This is a genomic window from uncultured Coprobacter sp. (genome assembly GCF_947855755.1).
In the GTDB taxonomy this organism is placed as follows: Bacteria; Bacteroidota; Bacteroidia; order Bacteroidales; family Coprobacteraceae; genus Coprobacter.
Genome location: NZ_CANUAR010000039.1, coordinates 1 through 13,526, shown reverse-complemented (window position 1 = coordinate 13,526; position 13,526 = coordinate 1). Strand labels below are relative to the sequence as shown.

At 35.5% G+C, this 13,526-nt stretch carries 13 protein-coding genes and 1 tRNA gene; 3 read left to right on the top strand and 11 right to left on the bottom strand.

The features are described 5' to 3' along the window. Nucleotides 1-78 precede the first annotated feature (78 nt). The 4 genes from Q0093_RS14165 to Q0093_RS14150 form a co-directional block, all read right to left on the bottom strand. Nucleotides 79-1,458, bottom strand: coding sequence for a GDSL-type esterase/lipase family protein (locus Q0093_RS14165; protein ID WP_297931746.1), 1,380 nt, complete (start codon nt 1,456-1,458; stop codon nt 79-81). Between the two features lie 229 nt (nt 1,459-1,687). After that, complete coding sequence (locus Q0093_RS14160; protein WP_297931743.1) at nt 1,688-2,374, bottom strand: SGNH/GDSL hydrolase family protein; 687 nt, start codon at nt 2,372-2,374, stop codon at nt 1,688-1,690. Between the two features lie 197 nt (nt 2,375-2,571). Beyond that, entirely contained in the window at nt 2,572-3,861 is a 1,290-nt protein-coding gene (cls, locus tag Q0093_RS14155; protein ID WP_297931749.1) for a cardiolipin synthase, read from the bottom strand. A 444-nt stretch (nt 3,862-4,305) separates the two neighbouring features. Beyond that, nucleotides 4,306-4,896 carry a phosphoglycerate mutase family protein gene (locus Q0093_RS14150; protein WP_297931740.1) on the bottom strand — a complete coding sequence of 197 codons (591 nt, stop codon included), beginning with the start codon at nt 4,894-4,896 and terminating at the stop codon, nt 4,306-4,308. 334 nt (nt 4,897-5,230) lie between these two features. On the opposite strand from Q0093_RS14150, the gene Q0093_RS14145 reads away from it, so the two are divergent. Next, a tRNA-Lys gene (locus Q0093_RS14145) sits at nt 5,231-5,303 on the top strand. 427 nt (nt 5,304-5,730) lie between these two features. On the opposite strand, the gene Q0093_RS14140 is transcribed toward Q0093_RS14145, so the two are convergent. The 3 genes from Q0093_RS14140 to Q0093_RS14130 all read right to left on the bottom strand — a co-directional run bounded on the left by Q0093_RS14140 (nt 5,731) and on the right by Q0093_RS14130 (nt 7,816). Next, a complete protein-coding gene (locus Q0093_RS14140; protein WP_297931737.1) occupies nt 5,731-6,057 on the bottom strand; it encodes a multidrug efflux SMR transporter in 327 nt (108 codons plus the stop codon). A gap of 93 nt (nt 6,058-6,150) precedes the next feature. After that, nucleotides 6,151-6,714: a cyclic nucleotide-binding domain-containing protein gene (locus Q0093_RS14135; RefSeq protein ID WP_297931733.1), complete on the bottom strand. Its 564-nt coding sequence runs from the start codon at nt 6,712-6,714 to the stop codon at nt 6,151-6,153. A gap of 472 nt (nt 6,715-7,186) precedes the next feature. Further along, complete coding sequence (locus tag Q0093_RS14130; protein ID WP_297931730.1) at nt 7,187-7,816, bottom strand: nitroreductase family protein; 630 nt, start codon at nt 7,814-7,816, stop codon at nt 7,187-7,189. Nucleotides 7,817-7,948: 132 nt separating this feature from the next. Here Q0093_RS14130 and Q0093_RS14125 point away from each other — a divergent pair, with 132 nt between their 5' ends. Then, entirely contained in the window at nt 7,949-8,803 is an 855-nt protein-coding gene (locus Q0093_RS14125) for an AraC family transcriptional regulator (protein ID WP_297931728.1), read from the top strand. Nucleotides 8,804-8,952: 149 nt separating this feature from the next. On the opposite strand, the gene Q0093_RS14120 is transcribed toward Q0093_RS14125, so the two are convergent. Both Q0093_RS14120 and Q0093_RS14890 read right to left on the bottom strand, forming a co-directional pair. Then, entirely contained in the window at nt 8,953-9,486 is a 534-nt protein-coding gene (locus tag Q0093_RS14120) for a methylated-DNA--[protein]-cysteine S-methyltransferase (protein WP_297931725.1), read from the bottom strand. Between the two features lie 145 nt (nt 9,487-9,631). Next, entirely contained in the window at nt 9,632-9,859 is a 228-nt protein-coding gene (locus Q0093_RS14890; RefSeq protein ID WP_367175137.1) for an HAD hydrolase-like protein, read from the bottom strand. Between Q0093_RS14890 and Q0093_RS14115 the strand changes: the two genes are divergently transcribed. Then, entirely contained in the window at nt 9,816-10,124 is a 309-nt protein-coding gene (locus Q0093_RS14115; RefSeq protein ID WP_367175135.1) for a hypothetical protein, read from the top strand. The two genes, Q0093_RS14890 and Q0093_RS14115, sit on opposite strands and share 44 nt — an antisense overlap. A gap of 255 nt (nt 10,125-10,379) precedes the next feature. Here Q0093_RS14115 and Q0093_RS14110 read toward each other — a convergent pair whose 3' ends face one another. Further along, on the bottom strand, nt 10,380-11,948 hold the full coding sequence (locus Q0093_RS14110; RefSeq protein ID WP_297931719.1) for a glycoside hydrolase family 43 protein: 1,569 nt from the start codon (nt 11,946-11,948) through the stop codon (nt 10,380-10,382). 166 nt (nt 11,949-12,114) lie between these two features. Then, a complete protein-coding gene (locus Q0093_RS14105; RefSeq protein ID WP_297931716.1) occupies nt 12,115-13,464 on the bottom strand; it encodes a threonine/serine exporter ThrE family protein in 1,350 nt (449 codons plus the stop codon). Nucleotides 13,465-13,526: the final 62 nt, after the last annotated feature.

The following is a 13,526-nucleotide window of genomic DNA, read 5'->3' as shown; positions in this document are numbered from 1 at the left end:
GAAAACGGGAAAAAAGACCGGAAGAAAACGCAAAAATGACCTGATAATATTTTCTAATTGGAAAATTTAAACAGGCTCTTATTTTGTATATTTAAGAATAAAATCGACAACGGGTGTAGGATCGGTGAGACTATGAGGGTGATGACCGCATCCTATTTTGGTGATAACTCTCACCGTACCTCCCAGCTTTAAGTAATGTTTTCTGAGAAGATCCATGTGATGCTCGAAAGGGACAGCTTCATCACTGTCTCCGCAAACGCTGATAATCGGGATATTCGCTTTTGCCAAAGTTTCGAGTCGATAAATAGATCTTCCTTTATCTTCGGTCATTTGATCGTCTTTTAGATTCCACTCTTTCAATACATCGTTCCATAATTTTTTATTGTCTCTTCCCGGCCACAGAAAAAGGTCACATAAAGGAGCGTCGACATATAGACATGTTACCCGGTCGGAATTTTGAGCAGCCCAATTAAAAGCAAAAAATCCGCCTCTACTAAAACCTTCAACAGTAACTTTCGATGAAAGTTGATAGAAATCTTTCATGTAGTCACAGAATTCGGTTCCTAATTTTATAGCATGAGGACTTCCGTATAAATGAGTGAGATCGTAATAAACTACATGAAATCCTTTAGCTAACAACATTATATCTACGCTGGGAAATGCAGCGAAAAATGCCGGACGCCATATCCAAGGTTTACCCGGAGCGGCTTTCTTGGGTACTACGACAATAGCGTTACGGTTTTTGAATTTGAAGTCGTATCGGTCATATCCTTCCCATTTGCTTTTTATTCCGGGAAAAGCTTGCATAATATGGTATGGTTTTTCGTTTTTGATACCTTCGTAAACTGTTTCCGCAATAATAATTGCTCCTTCAGGATTTGGGTGGATTTTATCAGGAAATAAATCTGGCATGTTGTCGGTAGCTGTGTGTATATCGATGACCGGAAGACTTTTTTCTTGTGCGGTTTGTCGGATAATGGGAATAATTCCTTCGGTTATGATACTATCATTAATTCCCCATTGTATCCCATAAGCTTTTGCCGGAGTACATAAATATATTTTTGGATGGGAAGAAAGGGACTGGAAATCGCAGATCATTGCTTCCAGATCAGATTTGAAGTCGTTTTTGTATTTCCAATTTTGAGGTTTAGAATCGTTCGTCCCTAATTTGATAATGACTATGTCCGGTAAAAATTTTAAGGCATCCTGATATGTTTTTTCTTTCAGATACGGATTATCACCTTTATTTATAATTATGCGACCGCTGATTCCGTAATTGCGCACTAAATAATCTTTTCCCAACATTTGTCCCAATACCGAAGGGTAACTGTCTTTATCCCGATTTTTAACTCCTGATCCTGCAGTTATGCTGTTCCCGATGCAAGCCACTTTGATTTGTGCAAAAGTTACCGTATGGCATATAAAGGCAAGAAAGATAAATAATAATACTTTTTTCATTGTGTGTGTATTGAAGTAAAAAATCTTTTTATAGATTCTTTTCGAATAAAAATTTAGAGCCTGTTTAAATTTTGCTCGGGTCAGTTTTGAGAGTTTCTTTCGAGGATATTTTTCTGATTTTACGAGGAGGATAGCGGGCTATCTGACGAGGGAAAACGGGAAAAAAGACCGGAAGAAAACGCAAAGATGACCTGATAATATTTTCTAATTGGAAAATTTAGACAAGCTCTTATTCATTCAAAGAATTTGAAATTTCTTTGGCGACTTGTTCGGCAAGTACCTGATAACCTTTGTCTACCGGATGTACTCCGTCTCCTCCGGCAAAATATTCGGGATGGTCGAGGATTAAGTTGAATAAGTCGTTGGTCTTTATATCTTTTGCTTTGGAAATATGTTTTTGAGCTATTTGGTTTCTGGTGACGATACGGGCTACTCTTTCTTCGAGCCGTTCACACTGTTTTCCTGTGCGTATAGGAGTGGTTGTAGCCCAAATCAGTTTTGCATTTGGTGCATTTTTACGAATTGTTTTGATCATTTCGGGGAAAGCTGCATCATACTCGTCTTCGGTATATTCCCAGCCGTGCAATCCGTTGTTGAAGTGTACGAGATCGAATTTTCCATAGTTCATTATTAGATTTATTTCTTGAATAAGAGCCGGATCTCCTAAACTTTTGGAAGTTGTCAATCGAGCTACATAAGCTTTCCCTTTTAGTAATTTTTCAACTTTTGGATAGTATCCTCGTGTAATGGAATTTCCGATAAGCAATACTCTTGGTAATTTGTCATCGTTAGTATGTGGCATCCATACATCTATCCATTCTACAGTTTCCCGTTTAGGAATGATTTTTTTAGCCTGAATTGAATTTGCTGTAAAAATAAAAATCGCGATGATAAAAATGATCTTTGAAAGTTTCATGGTTTTGAGTGTTTAATATGTGTGTTTTATGAAAAGAAAAATATACTGTGAAATGATAAACAAAATTATCTTCCTTTATTTGAATATAGGATATCTTTCTGTTAAATAAATATAAATTTGTAAATTACAAAATTCTATTTTGTAGGGATCGGTTGATATTTTATCTTGATATAGATCTTTGTAGAAATTAAATAAGTTTATAGGAAAGGGGTACACATTTGGGCTAATAATCCGACAAAACGTTTCCATACCGATCTTTTTTTCCATTCTTCCGGTGTCAGTATGGTACAATTTTGTTTGTCTTTTTCAAAAATATCGGAGAGTTCTTCAGTTATTCCTTTGTCGAAAATGAATGCGTTTACTTCATAATCATATCGTAAGCTTCTACTATCGAGATTTGCTGTTCCCACAGTACAGAAAGAACTGTCTATCATCATAATCTTGGAATGATGAAACCCTCCTTTGTATAAGTAAATGTGTGCTCCTTTTTTCATTAGATTATGGGCAACACGAATTGAACCTTCTGGTGTAAATGCGATATCTGCTTTTGCAGAAAGCATGATTTCTACGTTAATCCCACGTTTTAATGCCGATTTTAAAGCTTTTTTTATAGAACGGGTAGGCAAAAAATATGGGTTTACGATTTGTATATTCGATTTTGCTGCGTCGATTGACTTTGCATAAGTTTGTCTTATTTGTTTAGGTGATTTTCTCGGAGTTCGGTCAACAATAACTATTGATTTTCCATCATGAAATGTCGTATCGGAGTGGATAGGAAAATAAGCCGTCCCGCAGATATTTTGTTTGGTAGTCTTATTCCATATAGAAAGGAATATCTCTTGCAGATGATGAACAGCTCCTCCCTCGATTCGTATATGCATATCTCGCCATTCGCCTATTTCCGGCAAGCCTTTAATATAATAATCGGCAATATTCATACCTCCGACATAAGCAATCATTCCGTCTATGACAGCAATTTTTCGATGATCCCGATGGAATACATGATTTATATAGGGAAAGCGTAGGGGGTCGAAATGATAGATTTCGATACCTGTTTCGCGTAATTTCTTTAAATGTTTTTTTTTCAGAGGTCTACTGTTCGACCAGTTTCCGAATGCATCGAATAAAGCTCGTATTTCCACTCCTTCCTGAGCTTTATAGGCCAATAGGGTAAAAAGTTCTTTGGCAATAGAGTCGTTTCTGAAATTGAAATATTCGAGATGAATGTGATGTTTAGCTTTTTTTATAGCAGAAAATAAATCATCGAATTTTTCTTTTCCACTTTTAAGTAAATGAATTTTGTTATTTGTTGTAATCGGAATTCCGGCATCTGACAGAAACCTGACTACCGCCGAATCTCCAGTATTGCTATATAAGGGTTCTGAATGAAAAAATATTGTATTTTGTTGTGCGTGTAAATTATTTACGAATCCGAATGAGATGATTGTTAAGAATACGAGAAATCCCTTTTTTAGATAGATAGAGATCAAAGTTGTACGATAAATGAATATATAAAAATAGAAGATAAGAGGCATATCCGAGATTCGTATTTTGATAATTCAGTTTTTATAAAAAAAAATATTGATCTAAAGTTTAGACATAAATAGATTATTACAATAAATTATTATAAATAAGTCGGGATTAAGAGTCTGTTTAAAAATATATTCGATAAAATCTATTTGAGGTTATTTAAAAAAAGAGACAAGCAGTTTCAAGTTTTAAAGATTTCCCTCAATTATAAAATCATTTTATTACGACAATTAAAATGTTCTCATAAAATTTAGACAGAACCTTGAATTTATTTTACGAAGTTACCTAAAAATACAAAAATCGGCAAGCCGCTATTTTATTATTTCTACTAAAAAAATTGTCAAAATCTTTCTTTTTATGGTCTTTTTCTCTTCTTTTGGAAAAAGGGTACGAATTCTGTTTTATGGAATCCAATTTATGATCCCATTTACCGGGTGTTTTTTTCTCCATTCGACAAAATCAGAATAATTATTTATTCCGTTTTCAATTACAGCCTGATAATATTCTATTCCCATGATTTTTTCTGTATCTGGAGTTTCATTCTTCAGGGTTAAAATGGCTAATTTCTTTTCAGGAGTAAGAGCTGCACAAATGTTGTCGGCGACTTTCTCAAAATAGCCGTCGTATCGAGATCCTTTCAAAATATGAATCATGTCTATTTGCCACAAATCGTTATCTCTGTCCATATACCATGCATGCCATTCGATGCAATGTTCTTCTGTATTGATAAGATTGATAAATTCGATTTTTGTTATAGAAGGATTTTGGGCTAATTGTGCAATGGCTTTGAAACTGTCATGTATGTTAAGCTGCTCGGTATAAATGTGAAAGTCGATGTCCTTATGTTTTAGGAGCAGCCCCATTCTTAAAGAACCGATTAGATTGATTTCTGCACCTATCGACTTCCATATATTTATTATGTTTGTTTCTTCTATGATATTTTTTGCTCGTTTTTGATTTCTTTCGGCAATGGCAAATATAGAGTTCTCCATATTATATTTAATTAGTAGGAAACAAATATAATATTTTGAAAGAAAATATTTTCTATTATGCAATTAGATCAATAACATAAAATTCAAATTGATGTTATTAAACTGTTTGCTTGTAATTAATCGAGGAGATGTTGGAATCGGGTAGGAGGTAGGATGAGAAATTTTTGCTGTCATCATTATATATAACTATTTAAAAAATAAGTATGTAAGTTTTATTTGCAGTTTAGGTATTTGAAAATGTGCCGAAAAATGATAAAAAAGTGTGCATAGAATTTGCAGAAACGAAAATAAAGCGTACCTTTGCAACGCATTTGAAAAAGCAAATGCAAGTGATGATTCGCTAGCTCAGCTGGTAGAGCACAACACTTTTAATGTTGGGGTCCTGGGTTCGAGCCCCAGGCGGATCACTGAAAACAAAAGAAAAATCAATCAAATCCCTGATAATCAAGCATTATCGGGGATTTATTTTTCTGGTAAATGGTAAAAAAACGCACTTTCAGGCATATTATTCGGAGCTAAATCGTGGGACTTTTTTCTCTATGGGTTTAGCCTCATGATTTAGCTTATTTCTCGCTGGTTTACAATGTTTTGCATAGTTTTATTCTGAACGAGAATACATAGTTTTGTAACTCTAAAAACAATGTAAAAATGGGAAGAAAAACTTTCAGCATTTTGTTTTTATTAAAAGGAGTGACCTTTTGAAAAATGGCGAATCACCTGCTTGTATACATATTATTGACTGAATAATATAGGGTAGAGGAAAGCACGAAGAGTATTTATTTTTTCGTATAGAGAAAAATATTATCCTGATATTTTACATTGCTTTAAATTGACTTAAGAAGAAACCACTTTCAAGCCAATAATGGATATTATCAGAGTGAAGATAAAAAACAACCTTCCAAAACTTACAGGTTCTTTAAAAAAGAGAATACCCATTAAAACTGTTCCAACTGCGCCTATACCGGTCCAAACAGCATAAGCTGTACCTATTGGTAATGTTTTGAGGACCTTAGTTACAATAAATAGACTTAATGTAATGGCACTTACAGCACCTATACACCATAAGCCTTTCTCAAAACCTATGGTTTTACTTACTTTTCCTAAACAAAAAGTAAAAACAAGTTCTATGCATCCGGATAAAATCAAAAGAAACCAATTCATTATAATCTTTATTTTTCAGGCGCAAAATTCTTTATTTACTGGCTATTTCTTTTTTACATGTTTTAAAAAACGATTTTACATTTGATAAATTATTTATCTTATTTGTGCTCGGATGCGGCTCAAGTTGACTTGAGAAATTCCTAAATAAGATGCTATTGTACCTAATTGAACACGTTGTGTTATATCGGGATATTCGTTTATGAGTTCTTGGTATCTTTCTAATGATGTTTTAAATTGTCGAGAAATAAATAATTTTTCCGACTTTATACAGGCATATTCAGCATATTTACGTCCCCAATTTGCAATGTGTATATCGTTTAAATATAAATTTTGTAACCGTTCTAAATCAATTTCGTATAAAATACAGTTTTCTAATAATTCTACATTTGCATATTCGCCCAAACCCACAAAAAGGGTCTGTAAAGGGAAGATAAAATCCCCTTCTTGACCAAGCCAAAATGTGACTTCTTTGTCATCTTTATGAGCGTATGCTCGAACGATTCCTTTTTTCAGAAAATAAGACTTGGATTCTTTTCTATTTTCCCGAAATAAGTGAAAATGTTTGGGATATTCAACTTCTGATATGAGATGAGTTAAGGTATCAAGAGAAGTTGAAGGTAATTTGTAAATGCTATTTATTATGTCATTGATATTCATACTGATGTTTTAACTTGATAAGGCTTATAAATACAAAAATAGAAAAAAGGAATGACCCTATAAATATAAAATGCTTCCTTTTTTAAGTCGTTTTTTTATGGCAAAGTGTACCTGATCTTGGAATGCTTGTTTTTAGCAATTTAAATTGTTAAAAAAATAGTTACATATATTTGAACTTGAAATTTAGACAAACAGATATTAGACAAACACGAACAGTTTTGAGATTAAATAAAACGTGAAACCCTGAAAAATTGATATTGAGGAAGAAATAATGTTTGGTTCATGATCCGGGCGGATTACAGAAAGACTGAACAAACACAAACACGCAAAAGACAGCTCCTACCAATACCTTGATGTTGTAGGAGTTGCCTATTACTATTCGTGGTCTAACGCATATTCGTTTTGTTATTTCCTGTCGAGCATCTTTAATACTGTATTTGGGAGGAAATGCGGTTAGTTATGTATTATCTAATTACCAAATATTCTTGTGAATCCGATCCTTTGTTAAAATCTCTTTTTGTTTACAGATATGTGCGTTTTCATCTGCATAACCAATAGCGAGAAAACAGGTAAATTCATATTCTTCAGGAGCATTAACAAGCTGTTTTACATGTTCCGATTCATTACTGATAGGAATGCGGAATGCACATGATAACCCTTCTGCTGTTGCGGCTAATAATATGTTTTCTACTGCTGCCCAAGCAGAAGCAAAATAGTTCAGTGAACTTTGTTCTGCCGGCTTACATAAAGGATAGTCTTTTTGTTTGAAAAACGGTAAGATAAGACAATTGCTTTGAATCAACATTCGTTGTTGTTTTGGTAAAGCATCTACAAACATTGCATGTTCATCCTTATCCATTATATCTGCAGAGGCATTGAGCCCGATTTGTTGGATATTTTTCGTATTTTCTGCCACAGGAGATATAAGTTTGGCAATATTATCTTGCCCTCTAATGACAACAAACTCAAGTTGGCGCAAATGGTCATTCGTTGGAGCGAAAAATGCAGCTGATAATACCTTTTCCAATACTTCATCTGTTACTTCTTTTGATGAAAAGTCACGAATGGTTCTTCTTTTCCTCAATACTTCATAAAAGTCCATAGTAATGTATTTTTGAATGGTTCAACTTATTATTTCCAATAGCAAAATTATAGGGTATTATTGTTGCATATTTGTCATTTATTATTAAATAATTGTCTTATATTTGTATTAAATAGAGCTTAGTAGGATGATATGGAAGAAATAGTAATACCTTATGAGTTGCCGGAAGTGGAGAATCACTCTTTCTTTTTTGTGAACCAACGAATAAATGCATGTTTAGAAGCCAAATTGCATCAACATGATGCTTGGGAATTGTATTATGTGATACACGGTTATGGTGACCGAATGGCAGGCGATACATTACAACCCTTTTCGGCGGGAGATGTAGTTTTAATTCCTCCATCTATGCATCATTATTGGAAGTATGCGTCTTCGTCTGTGGATAGTAACGGATGTGTTCATTATTTAATGGTTGCCTTTAAGCATACTTTGGTGGTACGATGTATAGAAATATTTCCTGAGTTGCGTAACTGTTTGATAGGTTTTACATTTCCTATTAATGCATTAAAGTTCGGACAAGAAAGTTCACGTATCATTCGTAAAATACTGTCACAAATGAATGAAATGGATGAATTGGGACGCCTATGCGAAATGTTTCGTTTGTTGCCGACTATTTTCACGTCATCTGATCATACATTTGCCGGTAAACCGGTATATATTGAAAAAGACGTAAGACGTATGCAACAAATTTGTACCTATGTAATGGCTCATTATGTTCATTCTATTTCTTTAGAAGATATTGCGGCGGAAGTAGGTATGAATCGTTCAGCATTTTGTTCTTACTTTAAAAAATGTAAGGGTATCACTTTTTCACAATTTGTTACTCAATATCGTTTGAATACGGCTTGTGAACTTTTAAAACATTCGCAAAAACAGATTTCTGAGATTTGTTTTATTGTAGGATTTAATGATGTCCCACATTTCAATAGGGTTTTTAAAAAACAAAAGGGAATATCTCCTAAGGAATACAGAAAGCTGGAGACATAAACCGTTATTTTTATTAGAATAAATATTTCTATAAAAAGTATGTTTCTTTAGCAAAAAGTAGTTCCGATTATTTGTCTATATCAAGGTGATTAAAATCACCGTTAAAGAAGAATGGTAACTTATTTGGTATTATAGTATTTTTGGGGTACTTATAATAACGGTTTACCATTCAACTCTAAATCTAACAATAGACGTTTTGCCGCAAGTCCGCCTCCATATCCTGTAAGAGAATGATCACTACCGATGACTCTATGGCAAGGTGCGAAAATTGAAATGGCATTTGCCCCGTTTGCATTTGCCACAGCACGTACAGCTTTCGGGATACCCAATAATTTAGCTAGTTCACCGTACGAAACGGTTTTCCCATAAGGTATTTCCAATAGTTTGTGCCATACATTTTTCTGGAATTCCGTGCCGATAAAGAGTAGAGGAATATCGAACATTTTTCGTTCCCGGTTAAAATATTCATCCAGTTGTTTAGCCGCTTCTTCGATAGTCTCGGATGTTTTTTCTTCGTAGCTGGCTTGTAAAATTCGTTGCACTCTCTTGTCTACTGCGCTTCGGTGTTTTTCTATTGCCCAGTCGCAAAGGCACAGTTTATCTTCAAAAGAGCCGAGTATCAAGTCTCCACAAGGAGAATGATACCGTTGTGTTCGAATAGTATTATTTTTTCTGTTTTCCATGTTGAAAAGAGAATTTTGATTGTGTGATGCTGAATAACGGTTTAGAACTTATATCTCGTTTTTAGATATGTTCTTTTAACAATACAAAGTTATAGTTTTGATATTAAATATTTGGGTATAAAGCTATTATTTTTTATAAAAATGTTTACTTGAAATTTTTGTAATTGTCGATTATCTTGCATAGCGTATCATCGTTATTTAATTCGTCGCGAGTACGAGAGGTAACCAATCCTAAAATTGATCCTTTCTCCTTTAATGTTAAGATTGTATTTAGGATATTGGAAAACAATTCGATCTCAGATTTATGTACCATAAAATTCTTACTCCATGTGGCGAATGCAGCTTTCGGATTTTTTGCATCGAGTTGCTGCATTATTCCTGATTGGGTCGTTTTAGGTATTAGCGATATTCATCCGGAAAAGGGCTTGACGTGTCCGGATAGAGAAGAAGCTATGATTAAACGCAGTATGATAGAGAGGGGAATAAAAAGGGTCGTTCTTGCCGATAGTTATAAATTAAATACTGCAAGAACATATCATGTCGCTTCCTTGAGAGAGATGGATTATATTATTACAGAAAATACTAAGGTAGATTATATCAAACAGCATTGGCCTTCTTATTCGTACAAAGTGATATAGAATCTTATCATTTAGGAACTGCTTTTACTTTTGTAAAAAGTAAAATTTCTGTTGAGGATATTTACCTGTTTTTATGACGAAGGTAATAGGAAAACAAACCAAAAGAAAATACAAAGAAAGCCTCTACCTTGTTACTTTATCGGAAAATTTAAATAATTTCTTATACAGGGCGGAAAGCTTTTGTTCTTAAAATGGAACTTTCCGCCCTGTTTATTTATCTATGTACAGAGTTCAAGAAAGAAAAAGTTTCTCTTTCTATTCTCCCAGATAATCGAAATACTCGAACTCTGCATATCCTTTTGATGAAGGATTGATTGAGACAGCATACAGACCGAGCATGATTCCGGTAAAGCCCCCCGCAGTTTCAGTGCTTAGATAACGAGTATTCATTCGTCCCAATTCATGAAAAGTCTTATTATTCGTAGCATATTCGAATGAATAGAAGTCCCTGTTCCCTTTCACACGAAGTTGTATGTCTCCTTTAGGAAGAACGATTTCTTTTTCTATATGAGAAAGTTCTCCTAAACGATAACGGAGAGTGAGGGCTTGTTTTTTGTCAGAAAGCTGTTTGATGAAAAGATCATAATGAGAAGTTTCCGACATGTAAACAGTCAGACCCGCTTCGTCCCCAGAAGATGCTTTTTGTAGTTGTACCGATGTTGTTGCCGTGAAGTTTATGTGTTCTTGTCTTCGGCATACCAGAGTCGGACTGTCTTTAAAGTCATTCAAAGTGACAGGAGTAGATTTTAAACATAGTTTATCGGAGTTGAATGTGTAATTTTCAGGATGATGATTCCGTACGTGAACCCATTCCAAGCCGAATTTCCCGTCCTTAAAATTCGTGCGTGCAGGCTTAGTTGCAAAAGGTTGTTGAGGTAATGTCGGGACGTCCATTTCTAAAGATACGCTTCCGTCACCGTTGATTACCGGCCATGCGTTTTTATCCCAGCGGACAGGAGCGAGGAATGTTTCTCGTCCGAGTAAATGGTGCATATCGCTCTGTGGACGGAAAGCAAGGAACACCGTCCACCAACTTCCGTCAGGGGCTTGTATAAAATCTGCATGTCCGACTCCCTGAATAGGACTGCTTTGCATATTTCTGTTGATATGAGTTAAAATAGGATTTGCCGGATTCTGTTCGTAAGGTCCGTCAATGTAACGGCTTCGTGCAATCGTTACTTTATGCCCATATTCTGTTCCTCCCTCAGAAATCAGTAGATAATACCAGTTATCTTTTTTATAAATATGTGGTCCTTCCGGAAAACGTCCTCCTGTACCTATCCATATACGTTTGCTTTCAGTCAATTGTTCTCCGGTTTTCGGGTTTATTTGACACAATGTAATATAATTGTCTGGATTACTTACCAGATAACATTTTCCGTCTTCAAAATAGAGCGAAGGATCGATGCCCCCTTGTTTGATCGGTATCGGATCAGACCATTCTCCTGCAGGATCAGTCGTATGTACGAGGAAATTACCTTTATCGGTAACATTCGTAGTGATCATATAGAAGACTCCTTCATGATAACGAATCGTAGGTGCGAAAATGCCGCCCCAGACACTAGCGCCGTTCAAGTTTACTTGTTCCGGTCGTGTTAGGCAATGACCTATTTGTTCCCAGTTTATCAAGTCTTTACTATGAAATACGGGTACTCCGGGAAAATATTGAAAACTGCTGGTTACCAAATAAAAATCTTCACCTACACGGCATATACTCGGGTCGGGATGAAAACCCGGTATTACAGGATTTTTATAACCTTTCTGTGTTTGTGCCGGACAAGACAGACTTGCAACCAGTCCGGCGATTAATAAGAACTTTTTCATTATGATATTATATTTAGATAGTGAGTTTTATTATTTATGTAACTGTTTGTGTGTTCATTAACATTTGCAGGTTTTTCACAAAGTTAAATATAAATAAAAAACTGCGAAATTATTTTCGCAGTTTTTATTTATTTCTCTTTTTCATAGAAAGGGGAGTTTATCTTGATTACCATTCGATAAATTTGCCTCGCTGGCGACGTTTTTCAAGTTCCTTTTCCAAATAAATCTGACGATCACGAGCGATATAACGGCGGGCAAAGATATTAGGAATAGCTACACCTAACGAGATACAGAGGATTATAAGAGCCGATGTAGTTCCATTGTAAAAAGCATTAGTCACTTCTCCGACGATACCGTTCATATTTATAAATGCCAGTAAAGAGCGATACATCAGTACACCGGGAATCATCGGGATAACTGACGGAATTGTTAGTACATGATTAGGTACGTGAAACCAGTGAACAGCCTTTACCGCAATAAGGCTGACGACAAAACTACCCATGAATGAGCCGATTATCGGACCTAATCCCAATTCGAAATTTACAAAATTACGCGTACATACAGCGATGATACCACCAATTGCTACAACCCATAGTAGACGGCGCTGAATATTGAATATCATAGAAAATCCAACTGCCGCGATTGCGGCTGCAATCGCATATACATAGTATGAATCATGAGGAACCATACTTAATTCACTGAATTTATGATCTATCGTAACATCATCCATCATCAATACTCGCATGACGAAGGCTATTCCGAATGTCATTGCCCCGACCATCATCGCCGTATTGGCAGCGCGAGTAATTCCGGTAAGCAGATGATTGTCTATCATATCGTCCACAAAATTGATCAGTGGTACGCCCGGTACGATAAACAAGGCACATGCCAATAATGGATGGTAGGGTGTTTCAGATAATCCTGTATAAGATGAAGCGTATGCCAGGCAGGTAGATATGAATGCTGCGATGGCGATACTCATGTAAACGTTAATTCCGAAATCGATGCAACGGGCACGTGTTCTAAAGCCTATGAACGCACATATTGATGCGAATAAGAAAGCTGTCCAGTCACAACCGAATAGTTTACAAAATCCCCCGCAAGCAAACCCCGCACCCATAGCAACTATATAATGAGTATAGTTTCGGGGTTGTTCGGCTATTTTAGTGAGCTCTTCTTCGTATTTATCCAATGAATAATCTTCTTCGATCGCCCGCCATGACAGTTTACTGATTTGTGAGATCGTAGTCATATTGATACCATGTTTCTCACATTTTTGGAATTTTGAAAAAGAATGTCGTTCATCGCTTACATTCACCATTATCATGGTCCATCTGATATCGATATGCAACTTATTTTCAGGAATTCCCATAAAAGCGGCAACACGCTTCATATTCCGTTCGATCCGGTTTGTGTCGGCTGCACTTTCCATCAGCAGTTTGCCGGTACGCAGCAAAAGGTCAAGCTTTTTTCGTAATAATAGGATCTCTTGTTCCGTCAAAGTATTATTTTCCATCTCCTGTTAATTCAGTGATTATAGGGGCATATTCCCATGCTTTTTAGGAGGATTAGAAACAT

Excerpts from the sequence above, each read along its gene's own strand:
- Q0093_RS14135 (WP_297931733.1), bottom strand. The coding sequence starts at position 6,714 with ATGAATATCAATGACATAATAAATAGCATTTACAAATTACCTTCAACT.
- Q0093_RS14140 (WP_297931737.1), bottom strand. The coding sequence starts at position 6,057 with ATGAATTGGTTTCTTTTGATTTTATCCGGATGCATAGAACTTGTTTTT.
- Q0093_RS14105 (WP_297931716.1), bottom strand. The coding sequence starts at position 13,464 with ATGGAAAATAATACTTTGACGGAACAAGAGATCCTATTATTACGAAAA.
- Q0093_RS14130 (WP_297931730.1), bottom strand. The coding sequence starts at position 7,816 with ATGGACTTTTATGAAGTATTGAGGAAAAGAAGAACCATTCGTGACTTT.
- Q0093_RS14125 (WP_297931728.1), top strand. The coding sequence starts at position 7,949 with ATGGAAGAAATAGTAATACCTTATGAGTTGCCGGAAGTGGAGAATCAC.
- Q0093_RS14160 (WP_297931743.1), bottom strand. The coding sequence starts at position 2,374 with ATGAAACTTTCAAAGATCATTTTTATCATCGCGATTTTTATTTTTACA.
- Q0093_RS14165 (WP_297931746.1), bottom strand. The coding sequence starts at position 1,458 with ATGAAAAAAGTATTATTATTTATCTTTCTTGCCTTTATATGCCATACG.
- Q0093_RS14110 (WP_297931719.1), bottom strand. The coding sequence starts at position 11,948 with ATGAAAAAGTTCTTATTAATCGCCGGACTGGTTGCAAGTCTGTCTTGT.
- Q0093_RS14890 (WP_367175137.1), bottom strand. The coding sequence starts at position 9,859 with ATGCAGCAACTCGATGCAAAAAATCCGAAAGCTGCATTCGCCACATGG.
- Q0093_RS14120 (WP_297931725.1), bottom strand. The coding sequence starts at position 9,486 with ATGGAAAACAGAAAAAATAATACTATTCGAACACAACGGTATCATTCT.
- Q0093_RS14150 (WP_297931740.1), bottom strand. The coding sequence starts at position 4,896 with ATGGAGAACTCTATATTTGCCATTGCCGAAAGAAATCAAAAACGAGCA.